At 67.1% G+C, this 20,910-nt stretch carries 17 protein-coding genes; 9 read left to right on the top strand and 8 right to left on the bottom strand.

What is annotated here, in order from left to right:
• Positions 1-4 precede the first annotated feature (4 nt).
• The 8 genes from APT63_01555 to APT63_01520 all read left to right on the top strand — a co-directional run bounded on the left by APT63_01555 (position 5) and on the right by APT63_01520 (position 10,073).
• The gene (locus APT63_01555; GenBank protein ID AMA44405.1) at positions 5-1,687 is read left to right on the top strand and encodes an amine oxidase; all 1,683 of its coding nucleotides are present in this window, start codon (positions 5-7) and stop codon (positions 1,685-1,687) included.
• A gap of 16 nt (positions 1,688-1,703) precedes the next feature.
• Entirely contained in the window at positions 1,704-2,504 is an 801-nt protein-coding gene (locus APT63_01550) for a carbon-nitrogen hydrolase (protein AMA44404.1), read from the top strand.
• Between the two features lie 38 nt (positions 2,505-2,542).
• Positions 2,543-4,882: a hypothetical protein gene (locus tag APT63_01545; GenBank protein AMA44403.1), complete on the top strand. Its 2,340-nt coding sequence runs from the start codon at positions 2,543-2,545 to the stop codon at positions 4,880-4,882.
• Between the two features lie 313 nt (positions 4,883-5,195).
• On the top strand, positions 5,196-6,107 hold the full coding sequence (locus APT63_01540; GenBank protein AMA44402.1) for a pyrroloquinoline quinone biosynthesis protein B: 912 nt from the start codon (positions 5,196-5,198) through the stop codon (positions 6,105-6,107).
• 8 nt (positions 6,108-6,115) lie between these two features.
• On the top strand, positions 6,116-6,871 hold the full coding sequence (locus tag APT63_01535) for a pyrroloquinoline quinone biosynthesis protein C (protein ID AMA44401.1): 756 nt from the start codon (positions 6,116-6,118) through the stop codon (positions 6,869-6,871).
• Complete coding sequence (locus APT63_01530; protein ID AMA44400.1) at positions 6,868-7,143, top strand: coenzyme PQQ synthesis protein D; 276 nt, start codon at positions 6,868-6,870, stop codon at positions 7,141-7,143. Before APT63_01535 ends, APT63_01530 begins: the two co-directional genes overlap by 4 nt.
• Positions 7,115-8,275 carry a pyrroloquinoline quinone biosynthesis protein PqqE gene (locus tag APT63_01525; GenBank protein ID AMA44399.1) on the top strand — a complete coding sequence of 387 codons (1,161 nt, stop codon included), beginning with the start codon at positions 7,115-7,117 and terminating at the stop codon, positions 8,273-8,275. Before APT63_01530 ends, APT63_01525 begins: the two co-directional genes overlap by 29 nt.
• Positions 8,205-10,073, top strand: coding sequence for a peptidase S9 (locus tag APT63_01520; protein ID AMA44398.1), 1,869 nt, complete (start codon positions 8,205-8,207; stop codon positions 10,071-10,073). The genes APT63_01525 and APT63_01520 overlap by 71 nt, the downstream gene beginning before the upstream one ends.
• Before the next feature lie 343 nt (positions 10,074-10,416).
• On the opposite strand, the gene APT63_01515 is transcribed toward APT63_01520, so the two are convergent.
• Positions 10,417-11,673, bottom strand: coding sequence for an acetylornithine aminotransferase (locus tag APT63_01515; protein AMA44397.1), 1,257 nt, complete (start codon positions 11,671-11,673; stop codon positions 10,417-10,419).
• A gap of 221 nt (positions 11,674-11,894) precedes the next feature.
• On the opposite strand from APT63_01515, the gene APT63_01510 reads away from it, so the two are divergent.
• Positions 11,895-12,818, top strand: coding sequence for a LysR family transcriptional regulator (locus APT63_01510; GenBank protein ID AMA44396.1), 924 nt, complete (start codon positions 11,895-11,897; stop codon positions 12,816-12,818).
• Between the two features lie 261 nt (positions 12,819-13,079).
• Here APT63_01510 and APT63_01505 read toward each other — a convergent pair whose 3' ends face one another.
• The 7 genes from APT63_01505 to APT63_01475 form a co-directional block, all read right to left on the bottom strand.
• Positions 13,080-14,858, bottom strand: coding sequence for an acyl-CoA dehydrogenase (locus APT63_01505; protein ID AMA44395.1), 1,779 nt, complete (start codon positions 14,856-14,858; stop codon positions 13,080-13,082).
• Between the two features lie 91 nt (positions 14,859-14,949).
• The gene (locus APT63_01500) at positions 14,950-16,755 is read right to left on the bottom strand and encodes an acyl-CoA dehydrogenase (GenBank protein ID AMA44394.1); all 1,806 of its coding nucleotides are present in this window, start codon (positions 16,753-16,755) and stop codon (positions 14,950-14,952) included.
• Between the two features lie 353 nt (positions 16,756-17,108).
• Positions 17,109-17,405, bottom strand: a complete 297-nt coding sequence (locus APT63_01495; protein AMA44393.1) for a pyrroloquinoline quinone biosynthesis protein PqqE — start codon at positions 17,403-17,405, stop codon at positions 17,109-17,111.
• A gap of 104 nt (positions 17,406-17,509) precedes the next feature.
• The gene (locus tag APT63_01490; protein AMA44392.1) at positions 17,510-18,193 is read right to left on the bottom strand and encodes a dethiobiotin synthase; all 684 of its coding nucleotides are present in this window, start codon (positions 18,191-18,193) and stop codon (positions 17,510-17,512) included.
• 1 nt (position 18,194) lies between these two features.
• Positions 18,195-19,019, bottom strand: a complete 825-nt coding sequence (locus APT63_01485; protein AMA44391.1) for a malonyl-[acyl-carrier protein] O-methyltransferase BioC — start codon at positions 19,017-19,019, stop codon at positions 18,195-18,197.
• Entirely contained in the window at positions 19,012-19,743 is a 732-nt protein-coding gene (locus APT63_01480) for a transporter (protein AMA44390.1), read from the bottom strand. Before APT63_01480 ends, APT63_01485 begins: the two co-directional genes overlap by 8 nt.
• 13 nt (positions 19,744-19,756) lie before the next feature.
• The gene (locus APT63_01475; GenBank protein ID AMA44389.1) at positions 19,757-20,908 is read right to left on the bottom strand and encodes an 8-amino-7-oxononanoate synthase; all 1,152 of its coding nucleotides are present in this window, start codon (positions 20,906-20,908) and stop codon (positions 19,757-19,759) included.
• Positions 20,909-20,910 lie beyond the last annotated feature (2 nt).

Below are 20,910 nucleotides of genomic sequence, written 5' to 3'. Positions count from 1 at the left end.
CGACATGAACAAGAAGAACCGTCACCCCGCCGATGGCAAACCCCCGGTCACCCTGTTCGGCCCGGATTTTCCCTTCGCCTTCGACGACTGGCTCGAGCACCCCGCCGGTCTGGGCAGCGTGCCGACCGACCGGCACGGCGAGGAAGTCGCCATCGTCGGCGCGGGGATCGCCGGGCTGGTGGCGGCCTACGAGTTGATGAAACTGGGCCTAAAGCCGGTGGTCTACGAAGCGTCCAAGCTGGGTGGGCGGCTGCGTTCGCAGGCCTTCAACGGCACCGACGGCATCGTCGCCGAGCTGGGCGGGATGCGCTTTCCGGTGTCGTCCACGGCGTTCTATCACTACGTCGACAAGCTGGGCCTGAAGACCAAACCCTTTCCCAACCCCCTGAGCGCGGCCTCCAGCAGCACGGTGATCGACCTGGAGGGGCAGACTTTCTATGCCGAGTCGCCGGCAGACCTGCCCGCCTTGTTCCATGAAGTGGCCGAAGCCTGGGCCGATGCCCTGGAAGACCGTGCCCAGTTCAGCGACATCCAGCAGGCCATCCGCGAACGCGACGTGCCGCGCCTCAAAGCGTTGTGGAACACCTTGGTGCCGCTGTGGGACGACCGTACCTTCTACGATTTCGTCGCCACCTCGCAGGCCTTCGCCAAGCTGAGCTTCCTGCACCGCGAGGTGTTCGGTCAGGTCGGTTTCGGCACCGGTGGCTGGGACTCGGACTTCCCCAACTCGATGCTGGAGATCTTCCGGGTGGTGATGACCAACTGCGACGAGCACCAGCACCTGGTGGTCGGGGGCGTGGAGCAGGTGCCCCAGGGCATCTGGCGACACGTGCCGGAGCGCTGCGTGCACTGGCCGGCCGGCACCAGCCTGCGCTCGCTGCATGGGGGTGCGCCGCGCAGTGGCGTACGGCGTATCGCCCGAGGGGCCGACGAGCGCCTGGCGGTGACCGACAGCTGGGGCGACACCCGCGAGTACGCCGCCGTGCTGGTCACCTGCCAGAGCTGGCTGCTGACCACCCAGATCGATTGCGAGGAATCGCTGTTCTCGCAGAAGTTGTGGATGGCGCTGGACCGCACCCGCTACATGCAGTCGTCCAAGACCTTCGTCATGGTCGACCGGCCGTTCTGGAAGGACAAGGACCCGGAGACCGGCCGCGACCTGCTGAGCATGACCCTCACCGACCGGCTGACCCGGGGCACCTACCTGTTCGACAACGGTGACGACCGGCCGGGGGTGATCTGCCTGTCCTACGCCTGGATGAGCGATGCGCTGAAGATGCTGCCGCACCCGGTGGAGCGGCGCGTGCAGCTGGCGCTCGACGCGCTGAAGAAGATCTACCCCAAGACCGACATCGCCGGGCACATCATCGGCGACCCGATCACCATTTCCTGGGAGGCCGACCCGTATTTCCTCGGAGCCTTCAAGGGCGCCCTGCCTGGCCACTATCGCTACAACCAGCGCATGTACGCCCACTTCATGCAGCAGGACATGCCGGCCGAACACCGTGGCATCTTCCTAGCCGGCGACGACGTATCATGGACACCGGCCTGGGTCGAAGGCGCGGTGCAGACATCGCTCAATGCGGTGTGGGGTATCATGACCCACTTCGGTGGCCGGACCCACCCGGACAACCCGGGCCCCGGCGACGTGTTCGATGAGATCGGCCCGATCGCCCTGCCCGACTGACACCTGGAGCCCTTCGATGCGCATCGCCCTGTTTCAAGGCCATCCTGGCCCGCTCGACGTCGCCGGCAACCTCGAGCGCCTGCGCCAGCAGGCCGAGCAGGCGGCAGCCCAAGGGGCGCGCCTGCTGGTGTGCCCGGAGATGTTTTTGACCGGCTACGATATCGGTCTCGAGGCCGTCACCCGCCTGGCCGAGCCCGTGGACGGCGCTTCGGCGCAGGCCGTGGCGGCCATCGCCCAGCAGCAGGGCTTGGCGATCGTCTACGGCTATCCCGAGCAAGGGCACGAGGGGGCGTGCTACAACAGCGTGCAGCTGATCGACGCCAATGGCCGCCGTCTGTGCAACTACCGCAAGACGCACTTGTTCGGCGCCTTGGACCGCAGCCTGTTCAGCCCAGGTGACGACCACTTCCCGGTGGTCGAGCTGGAAGGCTGGAAACTCGGGCTGCTGATCTGCTACGACGTCGAGTTCCCAGAGAATACCCGGCGCCTGGCGCTGGCCGGCGCCGAGCTGATCGTGGTGCCCACTGCCAACATGGTGCCCTACGACTTCGTCTGCCAGTTCACCGTGCGTGTGCGGGCCCAGGAAAACCAGTGCTACCTGGTCTACGCCAACTACTGTGGCGCCGAAGCGACGCTGGTCTACTGCGGCCAGAGCAGCATCGTCGCGCCAGACGGCAGCCTGCTGGCCATGGCCGGGCAGGAGGCATGCCTGTTGCTGGCGGACCTGAACCGCGATCACCTGACCGCGAGCCGCGCCGACTTCCCCTACCTGAGCGATGTGCGCCACGACCTGCACGGCGCTGCGCCTCGCCGCTGATATCCGCTAGCATGGAGGCTCGTTTCACGGGAGCCCCCATGCCTGATATCACCCGCCACCTCGTGCTGGACAACGGCCTGCACCTGACCCTGCGCCATGCGCCGCACCTCAAACGCAGCGCCGCGGCCCTGCGCGTCCAGGCCGGCAGCCACGACGCATCGGCGGCCTGGCCGGGGCTGGCGCACTTTCTCGAGCACCTGCTGTTTCTCGGCACCGCGCGGTTTCCGCTCGAGGACGGGCTGATGCGGCACGTGCAGCGCCACGGAGGCCAGGTCAACGCCAGCACCCGCGAGCGCACCACCGACTTCTTCTTCGAGGTGCCGCCGCCGGCCTTGGCCGGCAGCCTCGAGCGATTGTGTCAAATGCTCGCCGAGCCGGACCTGGGCCTGGCCAGGCAGTGCCGCGAGCGTGAGGTGATCCACGCCGAGTTCATCGCCTGGTCGCGGGATGCCCAGGCGCAGCAGGCTTTCGCGCGCCTGCAACGGGTATCGCCACGGCATCCGCTGAGCGCGTTCCAGGCCGGCAACCGCTATACCCTGCCCATACAAGATCCGGCGTTCCAGCAGGCCTTGCACGGGTTTCACCAGCGCTTCTACCAGGGCGCGCACATCACCTTGAGCCTGTGCGGGCCACAGCCGCTGGAGACGCTGCAGGCCTTGGGCGACACCTTCGGCCGGCTGTTGCGCCCAGGCACGCCCGCGCTCCGGCAGACGCCACCACCGCTGCTCGAGACGCCTCTGCTACCCCGTCAGGACGGCACGCGTCTGGACCTGCTGTTCGCCCACGAAGCGCTCCCCGAAGGCGCCGAAGCCGCCCTGGAAGCCCTGCTGGGCTGGCTAACAGATGACCGGGAAGGCACCTGGCGAGGCCTGCTCGAACAACGCGGCTGGGTGCGCGAGGTGAGCACCGAGGTGTTGTACAGCCATGCCGACCAGGCCCTATGGTCCCTGCATGTGCAGCTTGACGACCCGGTGCACGCCGACGAGGTGCAACGGCTGCTGCAGGGCTGGCTGGGCTTTCTCGCGACCCACGACCTGGCACCGCTACATGATGAATTCGGACGCATGCAGCAGGCGCAGGGTGAACGGGCGAGCGCGCTCGACCTGGCCCGCCGCGACAGCTGCGGACGGCCTTTCCAGGGGCTCGATGCCCAGGCACGACACGCCCTGCATGTGTTGCTTGCGCACTGCCCCACCGCAGAACGAGGGGCCTGGCATCTACCCCCGGTCGATGCCTGGCTCGACCCGGCCCTGCCGGCGCTGCCCCCCCACCCCGTGCCGCCACAGCTGGTCACCTGCGACGCGCTATCTGCCTCGCAGGGCCTGGCCGTCCTCTACCTGCGCTGGCACTTCCCTCGGCCGCTCCAGACCCATGAAGTCACCTGCCTCGCCCGTCGGCTGAGCGCCTTGCAGACACGCGCCCGGCGTGCTGCGCTCACCCTCCAGAGCGAGGACCTGGGCGCCCAGTGGCAACTGCGCTGCACAGGTCGACCGGCGGCCGTGCTCCATGCCCTGCCAGATGTCCTTGCCGCACTCCAGGCCCCCTTGGACGACGCCGCGTGCGACCTCTCCGACCTTGAGCCCCCCTTGATGCCAATCCGGGCGTTGCTCAAGCAATTGCCTGCATGCCTGGCCCTCGATACGGCACCTGAAGCACGGGCCGACGAGCAGGCTGGGCAGCCCACGCTCGACCGGCAGTGGCGGGAGGCCCGCTGGCACGGCATGGCCCTGGGGTTCGACCCGCAGGCGCTGGCGGTACTGGGCGCGGTCCTGCAGTCGCTTCCAGGCCAGGTGGCGCGGCCTGCGCCACGCCCGACCCTCGAAGCCGCGCATTGGCACACCGTCACCACCGCCAGCCGCGAACACGCCTTGCTGCTGTTCTGCCCCGTGCCTGCCCCGCGCGAGGCAGAAGGCCGCCTGCTGGCGCATGCGCTGCAAGGCCCGTTCTACCAGCGTCTGCGGGTGGAGCTGCAACTGGGCTATGCCGTCTTCAGCGGATTCCGCACGGTCGAAGGCCGACACGGCCTGCTGTTCGGCGTGCAGTCGCCCGGCACCGACCCGCACCGTCTGCTGGAGCATGTGCGAGAGGTGCTGGACGCCCCGGTAACGCTGACCCCTGAACGGCAGCACGCGCTGCTCGACCAGCTCGCGCCGTCGACCCTGGAAGATCAGGAGACGGCGGCCTGGTACTGGCAGGCGCACCTGGCCGCTCGACCGGACTGTCTGGGCGACCTTCGCCAGCGGCTCGGCGACGTGACCCAGGCGGACCTGGACCGTACGCTCTCCAGTCTGCGCACGCCTGACGAGGGGTGGCAGTGCCTGGCCAATGGTCCGATGCCGCCGGGCTGGCTGGCACAGAGATCGCACTTCGTTCATTAGCACGCTATCATTCCACCTTGGCCGAGCCGATCTCTCTTGCGGCATGACACCTGCGGACACGCCGATGCCTTTCATCGCATCTTGTAATACGTAGGCGCCTGCCCCGAGGGAACCTCGCCCCTGAAACGACGCCCAATACCTGGCATTCCCCTGATTCCCCCCGGAAGGAGTTTTCCTATGTGGACCAAACCTGCTTACACCGACCTGCGCATCGGCTTCGAAGTGACCATGTACTTCGCCAGCCGTTGATGCCCCACGCGTCAGGGCGCCTCGGCTTTGCCGGGGCGTTTTCATTTTTGGTCACGGAGTCTCCATGTACATCCAGATCCTTGGCTCCGCCGCAGGCGGTGGCTTCCCGCAGTGGAACTGCAACTGCGTCAACTGCAAGGGCTTTCGCGACGGCACGCTGCGCGCCAGCGCCCGTACCCAATCGTCGATCGCCCTGTCCGACGACGGCGAGCACTGGATCCTCTGCAACGCCTCGCCGGACATCCGCGCACAACTGCAGGCCTTCGCGCCGATGCAGCCGGCGCGAGCCTTGCGCGACACCGGCATCGACGCCATCGTGCTGCTCGACAGCCAGATCGACCACACCACCGGCCTGCTGAGCCTGCGCGAAGGCTGCCCGCACCAGGTCTGGTGTACCGACATGGTGCACCAGGACCTGAGCACGGGTTTCCCGCTGTTCACCATGCTCAGCCACTGGAACGGCGGCCTGCACTGGAACCGCATCGAGCTGCAGGGCAGCTTCGTCATCCCGGCCTGCCCGAACCTGCGCTTCACGCCCTTCCCTCTGCGCAGCGCCGCGCCGCCCTATTCGCCCCACCGTTTCGACCCGCACCCCGGCGACAACCTGGGCCTGCTGGTCGAGGACCTGCGCACCGGCGGCACGCTGTTTTACGCGCCCGGCCTGGGCCAGGTCGATGACGCGCTGCTGCGCATGATGCACGACGCCGACTGCCTGCTGGTCGACGGCACGCTGTGGGAGGATGATGAGATGCAGCGCCGCGGCGTCGGCACCCGCACCGGCCGCGAGATGGGCCACCTGGCCCAGAACGGCCCGGGCGGCATGCTCGAGGTGCTCGACGGGTTCGAGCGCCAGCGCAAGGTGCTGATCCACATCAACAACACCAACCCGATCCTCGACGAAGCGTCGCCGGAGCGGGCCGAGGTCCAGCGTCGGGGCGTCGAAGTCGCCTATGACGGCATGAGCATCGAGCTGTAGGAGGCCCCATGAGCGACACCCCACCGATGTCCCCTGCCGAATTCGAGCAGGCCCTGCGCGCCAAGGGCGACTACTACCACATCCACCACCCTTATCATGTGGCGATGTACGAAGGCCGCGCCAGCCGCGAGCAGATCCAGGGCTGGGTGGCCAACCGGTTCTACTACCAGGTGAACATTCCGCTCAAGGACGCCGCGATCCTGGCCAACTGCCCGGACCGCGAGGTGCGTCGCGAGTGGATCCAGCGCCTGCTCGACCATGACGGTGCGCCAGGCGAGGACGGCGGTATCGAGGCCTGGCTGCGCCTGGGGCAGGCCGTCGGCCTGGACCCGGACCAGTTGCGCTCCCAGGAGCTGGTGCTGCCCGGCGTGCGCTTCGCCGTGGACGCCTACGTCAACTTCGCCCGCCGTGCGAGCTGGCAGGAGGCCGCCAGCAGCTCGCTGACCGAGCTGTTCGCGCCGCAGATCCACCAGTCGCGCCTGGACAGCTGGCCGCAGCACTACCCGTGGATCGATCCGGCCGGCTACGCCTACTTTCGCACCCGGCTGGGCCAGGCTCGCCGCGACGTGGAGCACGGCCTGTCGATCACCCTGCAGCACTACACCACGCGTGAGAGCCAGACGCGCATGCTGGAGATCCTGCAGTTCAAGCTGGACATCCTCTGGAGCATGCTCGACGCCATGAGCATGGCCTACGAACTGGACCGTCCGCCCTACCACAGCGTCACCCGCGAACGGGTCTGGCACAAGGGGATCGCCTTATGAGTTTCGACCGTCGACAGGTGCCGCGCTGGCGCCCCGGCTACCGGTTCCAGTACGAGCCGGCGCAACAAGGTCATGTGCTGCTCTACCCGGAGGGCATGATCAAGCTCAACGAAAGCGCCGCGCTGATCGGTGGGCTGATCGACGGCCAGCGTTCGGTGGCCGCGATCATCGCGACGCTGGCCGAGCAGTTCGCCGACGTGCCCGAGCTCGCCGACGACATCGAACAGTTCATGGAGGTGGCCCATGCCGAGCACTGGATCGTCTTCGCCTGACCTGCCCGCCGCACCGCCGGTGGGGCTGCCGCTGTGGCTGTTGGCCGAGCTGACCTACCGCTGCCCGCTGCAGTGCCCGTACTGCTCCAACCCGCTGGACTTCGCCCAGCAGGGACAGGAGCTGAGCACCGAGCAATGGTTCCGGGTCATGGCCCAGGCCCGTGAGCTGGGCGCGGCGCAACTGGGCTTCTCCGGCGGCGAGCCGCTGGTGCGTCAGGACCTGGCCGAGCTGATCGGCGAAGCACGGCGGCTGGGCTACTACACCAACCTGATCACCTCGGGGATCGGCCTGACCGAGCGCAAGATCGCCAGCTTCCGCGAGGCCGGGCTCGACCATATCCAGATCAGCTTTCAGGCCAGCGACGAGACGGTCAACAACCTGCTGGCCGGCTCGCGCAAGGCGTTCGCCCAGAAACTGGAGATGGCCCGTGCGGTGAAGGCCCACGGGTACCCGATGGTGCTCAACTTCGTCACCCATCGGCACAACATCGACAAGATCGACCGCATCATCGAGCTGTGCATCGCCCTGGAGGCGGACTTCGTCGAGCTGGCCACCTGTCAGTTCTACGGCTGGGCGCACCTCAATCGCCTGGGCCTGCTGCCGACCCGGGAGCAACTGGAGCGCGCCGAGCGCATCACCAACGAATACCGCGAACGGCTCAAGGCCGCCGGCAGCCCGTGCAAGCTGATCTTCGTCACCCCGGACTACTACGAAGAACGCCCCAAGGCCTGCATGAACGGCTGGGGCAGCCTGTTCCTCACGATCACGCCCGACGGCACGGCCCTGCCCTGCCACGGCGCCCGTCAGTTGCCGGTGCAGTTCCCCAACGTGCGCGACCATGACTTGCGGCACATCTGGTACGACTCCTTCGGTTTCAATCGCTTCCGGGGCTATGAGTGGATGCCCGAGCCCTGCCGCTCCTGCGACGAAAAGGAAAAGGACTTCGGCGGCTGCCGCTGCCAGGCCTTCATGCTCACCGGCGACGCCAGCAATGCCGACCCGGTGTGCGCCAAGTCAGCCGACCACGACATCATTCTCAAGGCGCGCGAGGAAGCAGACCATGCCCACCAGGCCATCGAAGACCTCACCTTCCGCAACGAACGCAACTCACGGGTCATCGCCCGTGGCTGAGCCCTTCAGTGCAGCCCAGGCGGTGGCGGCCGGGACCGATTTCGCCGACCTCAAGGTCAGTCCGGCCGGCGTGTTCTGGAACGAATTCCGCCCGGCCGATGGCGCCTGCCGGCTCTGGCACTGGCGCGACGGTCAGGCGGTGTGCCTGACGCCGGATGGGTTCAGCGTCCGCAGCCGCGTCTATGAATACGGCGGCGGCAGCTTCACGGTGGGTGAGACGCACCTGTATTTCGTCAACGAGGCGGATCAGCAGGTCTATGCCCAATCGGTGGACGGTGGCGCGCCCCAGGCGTTGACCGCATCCGAAGACCGTCGCTACGGCGACCTGCACGTCCATGGCCGCCAGGTGCTGGCGGTCGAGGAAACCCAAGGCGAGCCGGTCGAGCACCGCCTGGTGGCGCTCGACATGCAGGGGCGCCAAGTGCTGGCCGAAGGTGCGGATTTCTACGCGGCGCCCACGCTGAGCGACGACGGCCAGCGCCTGGCCTGGATCGAATGGGACCGCCCGGCCCAGCCCTGGACCGCCACGCGATTGATGAACCGGCACCGGGTCCAGGACGGGGCCTGGGGCGCCCCCCGCTGCATCGCCGGGGGAGGCGAGGACACATCACTTCAGCAACCACGTTTCGACGCCCAGGGCCGGCTGTACGCGTTGTCCGACCGCCACGGCTACTGGCAGCCGTGGGGTGAGTGCAACGGCTGCTGGCAAGCCCTGCCTGCCGACACTGCCGACCATGCCGCCGCCCCCTGGCAACTGGGCGCCAGCACCTGGTTGCCCCTGGGCCCCGACGCCTATGTGGCCAGCTGGTTCGAAGACGGCTTCGCCGTGCTGGGCCACTGCACTGCCGACCAGACCTGCCAGCGCCTGGCGACCGAGTACAGCCGCTTTCGCAGCCTGGCGCTGAACGACACGCACTTGTATGCCATCGCTGCCTCGCCGACACGCCCTGCCGGCGTCATCGCCCTCGATCGCCACAGTGGCGCCATCAAGGTGCTGAGCGGTGGCGTCGCGCCCTTGCCCGAGGCCGACATCGCCTGCCCGCAGCCGCTGCGCTACGCCAGCGGCGACGCGCAGGCCCATGGGTTCTTCTACCCCGCCCAGGGTGCGCCAGGTCCTTCGCCGCTGGTGGTGTTCATCCACGGCGGACCGACCTCGGCGTGCTACCCGGTGTTCGACCCCCGCATCCAGTACTGGACCCAGCGCGGCTTCGCGGTCGCCGACCTGAACTACCGGGGCAGCACCGGCTACGGGCGTGCCTATCGACAAGCGCTGCACCTGCGCTGGGGCGAGGCCGATGTGGAGGACGCCTGCGCAGTGGTGGCGCACCTGGCCGAGCAAGGGCTGATCGATCCGGCCCAGGCGTTCATTCGCGGCGGCAGTGCCGGTGGCTATACCACGCTCTGTGCCCTGGCGTTCAGGGACGTTTTCCGCGGCGGTGCCAGCCTGTACGGCGTCAGCGATCCCTTGGCCCTGGCGCGCGCGACCCACAAGTTCGAGGCCGATTACCTGGACTGGCTGATCGGTGATCCGGACCAGGATGCCGACCGCTACGCACGACGCACCCCTCTGCTGCACGCTGCAGGCATCACGGTGCCGGTGATTTTCTTCCAGGGCGAGCAGGATGCGGTGGTGGTGCCTGAGCAGACGCGCAGCATGCTGGCCGCACTGAAGGCTCAGGGGCTGCAGGCCGAAGGGCATTTCTATGCCGGGGAGCGCCATGGCTTTCGCCAGGCGACCAACCTGGCCCATGCGCTGGAACACGAATGGACGTTCTACTGCCAGGTCCTGGGCCGTTGACGCCGTGCCCGAGTCGCGCCAGCGCCTCGGGCCATACGATCAGCGCTTGGCGATGATGTACACCGCATGGATGATGCCGGGGATGTAGCCCAGCATGGTCAGCAGGATGTTCAGCCAGAACGCGCCGCCGAAACCGACCTGCAGGAAGACGCCTACGGGTGGAAGAATGATGGCGATCAGAATGCGGATCAGGTCCATGTCGTAGCTCCTCGATTGGTTAACTCAACAGACTGTCGCTTTCAAACAGAGGTTCAAGCCAGCTTATTGCGCGCAAAAAAACGCCCCGGGCCAAAGGGGCGGGCCAGGGGCGATGCGCAGGAACGCAGACGGTTCGGTGGAGGCGTCAGGCGGAGGCGCGACGGGCCTCGAATGAATGGGCGCGGGTCATGGCGAAAGCGCGCGCCAGGCGCTTGAGCATCTCGTCGATGTTGCCCTTGCTGACGGTCAGCGCTGGCGTGAAGCGCAAGACATCGGCCTGGGGCGCCGTGAGCAGCAGACCCTCCTGCATGGCCGCCGCGACCAGGGTCTGGGCAGAGGCCTCGCGCAGGTGCAGGCCCCAGAGCAGCCCTTGGCCACGCACCTCGCCTTGACCGAAGCGCGCCGCCAGTCGGCTCAGGCCATCGCGCAGGTGACGGCCGGTGTCCTCGACCTGGTCGAGAAAGCCCGGCGCCAGCACCGTCTCGAGGACCGCCAGACCGGCCGCGCTCATCAGCGCATTGCCATGGTGGCTGCCGCTCAGGTCTCCGGGCGCCGCGCAGCAGGCCGTGCCCCGTGCCAGCAAGGCGGCCAGGGGTACGCCACCGCCCAGTCCCTTGCCCAGGGCGACCAGGTCGGCGCGCACGCCATGACGCTGCTCGGCCAGCAAGGTGCCGCAACGACCCATGCCGGTCTGTACTTCATCGAGGATCAGCAGGATGCCCAGCGCACGGCACAGGGCCTCGGCGCCCTTGAGGTACTCACGTGACGCGGGGATCACGCCGGCCTGCCCCTGGATCGGCTCGAGCAAGATGGCCACGGTGTTGGAATCCACGGCGGCATGCAGGGCCGCCAAGTCGTTGAAGGGGACGTGGCTGAACCCGGAGGCGGCTTCGGTTTTGCAGGCCGGCAGCGTCCCCAGGCTTCGCCCGTGGCAGCCTTGGCGTGCAACGATGATACGGTCGGCCCCATGGCGATGCTGCTGACCCCAGCGACGCGCCAGCCTGACGGCCGCCTCGCAGGCTTCGCTGCCGCTGTTGAGCAGATAGGCCTGATCGCTGCCGGTGCTCTGGCACAATCGCTGGGCCAGTGTGAGCAGCCCTTGCCCTTGAAAGCCGGCGCCGGGATTGATCAGCGACCGTGCCTGGTCGGCCAGCGCCTTGGCCAGCACGTCCGGACTATGTCCCAGGCTGTTCACCGCACCGCCCTGGTGGAAATCCAGGTAGGCATGCCCCTGATCGTCCCATAGCCAGGACCCCTGGCCGCGCACGAACACCTGGTCGGCCTGTCGAGCAGCGGGCATCAGGAAACGGCGCGACGCATCGGGCGTCAGGGGTTCGAAACGGGGTGAAGACAGCGGCACGTCGGCAGTCGGCGCCATCCGGCGCAAGTTGAACAGGTTCATCGAGGCTCCAGCCGATCACGGTCAAGGCTGCCAGGGCTCGGTCATGCGCCGAACGGTACACCGTCGAAAAAGGTGTTTTGCCTGGCCTATCCAAACGTCATTCGCATCCATGGCGCGCAGGTGCGTAAAACATCTGCCAACCGCCATGACGCGGCGTAGACTAGGCGCCTTACCGGCCACCGGCCATTTGGTTTTTCGAGCTTTTCCGATAAGTAGCGCTTATGGATTTCCGCCAACTGCGATATTTCGTCGCGGTCTATGAAGAGGGCCACGTCGGTCGCGCCGCCGAACGCCTGTCGTTGTCCCAGCCGGCCTTGTCGCAACAGATCCGTCAGCTCGAGCAGATCCTTGAGGTCAGCCTGTTCGAGCGCAGCAACAGACGCCTGCTGCCGACGCTGGCCGCCCACACGCTGTACAACCATGCTCTGCCCCTGCTCGACGGTCTGCGCCAGGCCCGCGATGCCCTGCGCAGCTTCAAGGGCCAGGCCCTGCGCACGTTGGCCATCGGTGTCCTGCAGACGGTACGACCCAGCCTGGTACCGCGCCTGCTGGAGCGCGTCCGCAAGGCCCAGCCGCACCTGATCGTGCAGATCTACGAGCTGTCCGGCCTGGACATCGAGCGGCGTCTGCTCAATGGCAGCCTGGACATCGGCATCAGCTACCTGGCGCCGCGTCAACCAGGGCTGCACGGGCTGCCGTTGTACGAGGATGAACTGCAACTGGTGATCCCGAACGACCATGCGCTGAAAGACTTCAAGAAGGTCTCGCTCAGCCAGGCGGCGGAGCTGCCGATGCTGATGCTGGGCGAGGAGTTCCAGATCCGGCAGATCTGGCAGGCCGAACTGGCCAACCTGGGCAGGCGCCCGCAGGTTCAGGCGGAAATGAACAACATGGGCGGCATTCTGGACAGCCTGGCGTACACCTCGCTGGCGACGATTCTGCCAGGACGCGCCAAGGAGGCCGCCGAAGACGATCAGGGCCTGTTGTGGAAGCCTTTGAGCGAACCGCGTGTGCCGCTTCAGGTGGGCCTGGTGTTTCGCGATGCGCAACGCCAGCAGGCCGCGGTGGAACTGCTGCGAACGCTGCTCGAGGAAGAGACCGTCACAGGCGTGGGCGGACGGGGGCGTCTCGACCCGTCAGCCTGACGGACGCACAAAAAAGGAAACCCCGCCGAGGCGGGGTATTCCAGACTGTGTCTCTGACATCCGTTTCATCGATTTCCGTATCGTTCCCGCCATCTTGGCAGGTCATCCTGAGCAGATCCTTGTGCTGTCCTCTGCGCTCCCAGCGCGTCGTCCATGTGAGAAAGATTAACAGTGGATCCAATCGCCGGGAAGTGGAGAAAAGTCACCACGCCGTGTAGGAAAATGCTTACAAATCTGTCTCGTTTCCAGATACGCGCTGTTTCAGAACTGTTCAGGCCGTAAAAAGTTCAGGCTCGCACTGCCAGCCTTGACGCTGGCGATCAGCGAATGCACCCGTGGCAGCAAGCGTGCGTAGTAGAACCGGGCCGTGCCCAGCTTGCTCCCATAGAAATCATCCTCGCTCGCGCCGTCCATCGCCGCCTGGGCCATGCGTGCCCACAAGTAGGCGTAGGCGACATAACCGAAGGTGTGCAGGTACTCGACCGATGCCGCTCCGATTTCCTCGGCATCGTGCTGCGCGCGTTCGAGCACCCAGTCGGTCAGCGCGTCCAGCTGGCCCAGTGCAGCCATCAACGGCTCGGTGAACTCGCTCAGCCCAGCGCCGGCCTGATCGGCGAAGGCACGCACCTCATCGCTGAACACGCGATAGAACGCCCCGCCGCTACCCGCCACCTTGCGCCCCATCAGGTCCAGGGCCTGGATGCCGTTGGTGCCTTCGTAGATCTGCGTGATGCGCACGTCTCGCACCAGCTGCTCCTGGCCCCACTCCCGAATGTAGCCATGGCCGCCGAACACCTGCTGGCCATGCACGGTGCACTCCAGCCCCAGGTCGGTCAAAAAGGCCTTGGCCACCGGGGTCAGCAGCGCCACCAGGTCCGCGCTGCGCTGGCGCGTGGCCGGGTCATCACTGAACTTGGCGTTGTCCAGGTGCAGGGCCACGTAGGTGGAGAACGCCCGCCCGCCTTCGTTCAGCGCCTTCATGGTCAGCAGCATGCGCCGCACGTCGGGGTGCACGATGATCGGGTCGGCGGCCTTGTCCGGTGCCTGCGCGCCGCCCACGGCACGCCCTTGCACGCGCTCGCGGGCATAGTCGATGGCGTTCTGGTAGGAGCGCTCGGCCGAGGCCAGGCCCTGGATGCCGACGCCCAGTCGCTCGTAGTTCATCATGGTGAACATGGCCGCCAGGCCCTTGTTCGGCTCGCCGACCAGGTAACCGATCGCGTCGTCGAAGTTCATCACGCAGGTGGCCGAGGCCTGAATGCCCATCTTGTGCTCGATGGACCCGCAATGGACCGCGTTGCGCTCGCCCAGCCTGCCCTGCTCGTCGACGCTGAATTTTGGCACCAGGAACAGCGAGATGCCTTTGGCCCCGGGCGGTGCATCGGGCAGCTTGGCCAGTACCAGGTGGATGATGTTCTCGGTCAGGTCATGCTCGCCGCCGGTGATGAAGATCTTAGTCCCGGTCACGCGGTAGCTGTCATCGGCCTGTGGCTGGGCCCGGGTGCGGATGAGGCCCAGGTCGGTGCCCGCATGGGGTTCGGTCAGGCACATCGAGCCGGCCCAGGTGCCGGCGTAGAGATTCGGCAGGTAGCGCTGCTTGAGCGCTTCGCTGGCATGGGCGTGGATCGACAGGCAGGCCCCGGCGGTCAGCATCGGGTACAGGCCGAACGACAGGCTGGCCGCGTTGACCATTTCCTCGACCTGCGCCGAAATCGCCTTGGGCATGCCCATCCCGCCGTAGGTAGGGTCACCGCCGACGCCGACCCAGCCGCCTTCGGCATAGGTCCGGTAGGCCTCGATGAAGCCCGCGGGCGTGCTGACGGCACCCGCCTCCCACCGGCAGCCTTCCTCGTCACCGGAGCGGCTCAACGGCGCGATGCGTTCGGCCGTCACCTTGCCCGCTTCCTCAAGCACGGCCATCGCCGTCTCGGCGTCGATCAGCTCGCGCAGGGCCGGCATCTGCGCCCACAGCGTGGCGACGTCGAAGACTTCTTCAAGAACGAACCGCATGTCGCGCAGGGGCGCTTTGTAGTCAGCCATGGCTACCTCTCGTTGAACGATCGAAGCGGCCCGCGGGCCGCTGCACAGAAGGCGACGGGCCGCCTGTTCGAGGCGGCCCGTGGGGGGAGGATCAGATGGCCAGGCCGAAGTGCTCTTCGTTCATGTCCATCAGGTTGCCTGCACCGGAGAGAATCGCCGCCACATGGGCGCGGGTGCGTGGCAGCAGGCGCTGGTAGTAGAAGCGCGCGGTCTGCAGCTTGGCCGTGTAGAAGGCTTCCTCGGAGGTGCCCTCGGCCAGCTTCTCGGCGGCGACCCGGGCGATGTCGGCCCAGAAGTAGGCCAGGCAGGCGTAGCCGGAGTACATGAGGTAGTCCACCGACGCGGCCCCGACTTCCTCGCGATCCTTCATCGCGGCCATGCCGATCTTCATGGTCAGCTCGCCCCATTCCTTGTTCAGCTGGGCCAGCGGCTCGACGAATTCCTTGACCGCTTCGTTGCCGGCCTGGGCCTGGCAGAACTTGTGCACGATCTTGGTGAAGCCCTTGAGCGCTTCGCCCTGGGTCATCAGCACCTTGCGGCCGAGCAGGTCGAGAGCCTGGATGCCGGTGGTGCCCTCGTAGAGCATGGCGATGCGGCTGTCGCGCACGTTCTGCTCCATGCCCCACTCGGCGATGAAGCCATGCCCACCGAACACCTGCACGCCGTGGTTGGCGGCCTCGAAGCCGACCTCGGTCATGAAGGCCTTGGCAATCGGGGTCATGAAGGCCAACAGGGCATCGGCCTTGGCGCGGGCCTCTTCATCCTGGCTGTACTTGAGGATGTCCACCTGCTGGGCGGTGAAGTAGACCATGGCGCGGTTGCCTTCGGCGAACGCCTTCATGGTCAGCAGCATGCGGCGCACGTCCGGGTGGACGATGATCGGATCGGCGGCCTTGTCCGGCGCCTTGGGGCCGCTCAACGAACGCATCTGCACGCGCTCGCGGGCGTACTTCAGCGCGCCCTGGAACGCCACTTCGGCGTGGGCCAGCCCTTGCAGTGCCGTCCCCAGGCGCGCGGTGTTCATGAAGGTGAACATGCAGTTCAGGCCCTTGTTGGCCTGGCCGATCAGGTAACCGGTGGCGGCGTCGAAGTTCATCACGCAGGTGGCGTTGCCGTGGATGCCCATCTTGTGCTCGATCGAGCCACAGGTCACGGCATTGCGCTCGCCCACCCCGCCGTCTGCGCTCGGCAGGAACTTGGGCACGATGAACAGCGAGATGCCCTTGGTGCCTGCAGGTGCGTCCGGCAGACGGGCCAGCACGATGTGGACGATGTTCTCGGCCATGTCGTGCTCGCCGGCGGAAATGAAGATCTTGGTGCCGGACACTTTGTACGAGCCATCGGCCTGTGGCTCGGCGCGGGTGCGCAGCATGCCCAGGTCGGTGCCACAGTGCGGTTCGGTCAGGCACATGGTGCCGGTCCACTCGCCGGTCACCAGCTTGCTCAGGTAGGCGTGCTGCTGCTCGGCGGTGCCGTGGGCCGACAGGGTGTTCATGGCGCCATGGGACAGGCCAGGGTACATGCCCCAGGACCAGTTCGCCTCGCCGACCATTTCGCTGATCGCCAGGCCCAGCGACTCGGGCAGCCCCTGCCCGCCGTGCGCCACGTCATGGGCCAGGCTCGGCCAGCCGCCCTCGACGAACTGCTGGTAAGCCTGCTTGAAACCGGTCGGCGTCTTCACGCCCGTCTCGCTCCAGGTGCAGCCTTCCAGATCGCCGACCCGGTTCAGCGGGGCCAGGACCTGCTCGCAGAACTTGGCGCCCTCTTCGAGGATCGCGTCGACCATGTCCGGGGTGGCGTCCTCGCAGCCTGGCAAGCTCTGATAGTGCGCTTGATAGCCGAGCAGTTCGTCGCGGACGAAGCGGATATCGCGCAAGGGGGCTTTGTAATCAGGCATGGCGAGGAACCTCAACTGATGAATCCGAAGGAGGATGACCAGGGTGTGCATCACAAGGCAGTGACGATTTTTTGGTCAAACAGGTGTTTGAAACTTACGTTTAGGGCCGTAGGTTGTCAAGGAGGGTCAGGCAGGTCTTTTCTGCCGCTAAAAGTGACGATCGTGCCATTGAGCGTGACCGGTAAGTCAGTGAACAGCGCTCATGTCCTCACTGACTGGGTAGGCGTGGAAAGCAGGAGCGTCATGCCACAGCGCATTCCTCTATGCAGGGCACATGCGCAGTAGAACGCTCTACGAAAAACGGCGCTCCGAAGAGCGCCGTTTCGAGGACAGGCGAGGTGGACGTGCCCAGGTCAGGCCTGGATATCGATGAGCCGACCCAGCAGCTCGTCGGAGGCCTTTTCGACCTTGAGGCCACCCTGGACCTGATAGAGACCCAGGTCCAATTGCACGGTCTGGGTGGCCAGGTCCAGCTGTTGGCTGCGGTCCACCGAGCGCAGGCGCTCGGCCTGGTAGTCGCTCGACTGGCTGGTGGCCGTACGCTCGACGGCCGTGCTTGCAATTTGCCCGGCCGTTTCGTCGATGCGCCGCTGCCCGGCCTGGATAGCGCTCAGGCCCGGCTGGTAGGCGGAGGTGCCGCTGATGTTCATGGAAAACTCCTGTCAGAGCGATGACGGGTCATGCCATTAGAGCAGCCTTGCCGCCTGAAGATCCATGCCCAAACAGAGATGGCCCCGTGCCATCCGACCATCGGTCAATCACCGAGCAGCGCCAGGTTCAGGTGCTCGGCCACGGCTTTGGCGCTGGCGTCACCCAACCGGGGTACGCGTCCCAGGCAGGGTGCCGGCATGCGTTCGGCGAGGCTGGCCAGGTTCTCCTCCAACCGCGCCGTGCGGGGCTCGATCACATTGGCGACCCAGCCTGCCAGCTGCAGGTCATCGCGGGCGATGGCTTCGGCGCTGAGCAGCGCATGATTGATGCAGCCCAAGCGCACCCCGACCACCAGGATCACCGGCAGCCGGAGGGCGATCGCCAGGTCCGACAGTGCAGCCTGGTCGGACAGCGGTACGCGCCAGCCGCCCGCGCCTTCGATCAGGGTGAAGTCCGCACGTTGCTGCAACACGTGCTGCATGGCTGCCCGCAGCGAGGGCACGTGCAGCGCCACACCCGCCTCGCGCGCCGCGATGTGCGGGGCGATGGCAGGCTCGAAGGCGTAAGGGTTGACCTGCTCGTAGGGCAGCACGAGGCTGCTCTGGGCGATCAGCGCCAGGGCATCGGCGTTGCGCAAGCCTTTCGGGGTGACGGCACAGCCGGAGGCGACCGGCTTGGCGCCCAGGGTGCTCAGCCCGGCCGCCCGCGCCGCGCACAGCAGCCCGGCGGCGACGGTGGTCTTGCCGACGTCGGTGTCCGTACCGGCGATGAAGTAGGCGTGGGTCATGTCATGCTCCTGTGTCCGATGGCTTGCGCAGCACGCCGTAGACCACCTGATAGGTCACCGGCAGGCCCTGGGGCTCGCGCAGGCGCTCATAGGCCTGCATCAACGCGGCGACACGCGCCCGTCCGGTCAGTCCCGACGGCCGTCCGGGGTTGAGGTTGTGGGCGCCCAGGGCCTTGAGTTCATGGGTCAGGCTGCGCAGGTCCGGATAATGCAGCCCATGGGCGCGGCGCTGCACCTGGACGACCTCCAGGCCACTGGCCAGGCTCTGTCGCTCATAATCTTGAAAGTCCCGGAACCGGTTCACGTGCACATGCCCATCCACGGCCTGCCAGCTGGCCCGCAGCTCGGCCAGGGTACCGACGCACAGGCTGCTGAAGGCCAGCACGCCACCGGGCCGCAGGACCCGTGAAGCTTCGGCCAGGACGCGATCCAGGCGGGCACACCACTGGATGGCCAGACTGGAGAACATCAGGTCCACGCTGGCGTCGCGCAGCGGCAGGGATTCTGCATCGCCAGCCACGTAACCAGCGGCGCTGTCGCGGACCCGGGCGTGACGCAGCATGCCCTCGGCCAGGTCCAAGGCCAGGCCGTGCGCGCCGTCGAAGCGCGCACGCAGCGTACGGCTGAAATGCCCGGTCCCGCAGCCCAGGTCGAGCCACCTCGAGGGCGTCAATGAGGTAGGCAGCGCGGCGAGCAGGCGCTCACCGACATCGCGTTGGAAGGCCGCGACACTGTCGTAGGTCGGCGCGGCACGGGAAAACGAAGCGGCCACTTGGCGCTTGTCGGGAAGACAGGGCGCCAGCGGCGGCTGTGAAAGGTCAGTCATCGCCACTCTCGTGCAGGAAATGCGTAATGCTGGTCGCCAGGTCGTCCGGCCATTCGAGGACGAAAGCGTGGCCGCAGTCCTCCATCAACCCGACCTCGACGTCCGGCAGGATGTCGCTCAGCGCCTTGGCCGCCTCGGCCGGCACCAGGGCATCGGCACCGGCGAACAGGTGCAGCTGCGGCCCGTTGTAGGCATCGAGCGCAGCCCGGGTATCCAGTTGACGCAAGACCTCCAGGCCGTTGGCCAGGTACAGCGGATCGGTGTCGGGCAGCCCGACGTCCAGCTGCCGGGAGATCCGGCGCAGGTCGCTCGCCCCTTTGCCGCACAGCCCGCGAAAGCGCTTGAGCGTGACCTGGGTGTGGCTGCGGCAACCGTCGAGGAAGGTGTCGAAGGTGTCGGGCGCCATGCCGTGGGCCCAGTCGGCCCGCCGGACGAAGCTCGGGTTGCTGGCCAGCGTGACCAGGCCGCAGCAATGATCGCCACGGCGGCTGGCCAATTGGCTGGCCAGCGCGCCGCCCAACGACCAGCCACCCAGCCAGGTGTCGGTGGGCAAGGTGCGGTCGAGCCGTTCGATCCAGGCCTGAGGGTCGGCGTCCGCCAGTTCCGGCAGCGTCACCAGGTCCACCTGAAGCCTGGGGTCCTGGGCGCGCAAGCTGGCCGCCAAGGGTTGCAGAGGCGCGGTACCGAGCCCCCAGCCTGCCAGCAGTATCAGTCGATTTCGCATTGGCGCACCCTCGTCAGGCATGACATTCATCCAATGCATTCAACAATAGCTGGACCTGGGCTGCGCTGTGCGCCGCGCTCAGGGTCACCCGCAACCGTGCGCTGCCCGCTGCCACGGTAGGGGGCCGGATGGCCGTCACCAACAGGCCGCGCTCGCGCAGGCGCTGCGACAGTTGCAGGGCCTGTGCACTGTCGCCCACCAGGATCGGCTGGATCGCCGTCGGGCTGTCCATCAGGCGCAGGCCGATGCGCCGGGCGCCTTCGCGGAACTGCGCGATCCGCTCATCGAGATGCTCACGTCGCCAGCGTTCGCGGCGCAGCAGTTCCAGGCTCTTGAGCGTGGCGCAGGCCAGGCCGGGCGGCTGGCTGGTGGTGTAGATGTAGGGCCGGGCGAACTGGATCAGCGATTCGATCAGCGCCTCGCTGCCGGCCACGAAGGCACCGGCCGTGCCACAGGCCTTGCCGAGGGTGCCGACCAGTACGGGCACGTCGTCGATGCCCAGGCCGAAGTGCTCGACGATACCGCCCCCCTGCTCACCGAGCGTGCCGAAGCCATGTGCGTCGTCGACCATCAGCCAGGCGTCGCGCGCACGCGCCGCCTTGGCCAGGGCAGGCAGGTCGGCCAGGTCGCCGTCCATGCTGAACACCCCGTCGGTGACCACCAGGGTATTGCCGGTGGCGCGTGCCAGACGGCTGGCCAGGCTGGCGGCATCGTTGTGCAGGTAACGGTTGAAACGGGCCTTGCTGAGCAGTCCCCCGTCGAGCAGCGAGGCATGGTTGAGGCGATCCTGCAGCACCGTGTCGCCCTGCCCGACCAGCGCGGTGATCGCCCCCATGTTGGCCATGTAGCCGGTGGAGAACAACAGCGCGCGGGGACGACCGGTCAACTCGGCCAGGGCCTCTTCGACCGCATGGTGCGGCGCCGAATGGCCGACCACCAGGTGCGAGGCGCCACCGCCCACGCCCCAGGTCCGGGCACCGGCGCACCAGGCCTCGACGACCTCGGGGTGGTTGGCCAGGCCCAGGTAGTCGTTGCTGCAAAAGGCCGTCAGCCGTTGGCCGTCGACAACCACCTCGGGGCCTTGCGGGCTCTGCAGCGTCGGGCGCTGGCGGTACAGGTCCGCAGCGCGACGCTGTGCCAGGCGCGCCTCCAGATCGAACGCCATGC

This window comes from Pseudomonas monteilii, from assembly GCA_001534745.1.
GTDB lineage: Bacteria > Pseudomonadota > Gammaproteobacteria > Pseudomonadales > Pseudomonadaceae > Aquipseudomonas > Aquipseudomonas alabamensis.
The sequence above is the reverse complement of the archived record's forward strand: the minus strand, read 5'-3'. Positions and strand labels throughout refer to the sequence as shown.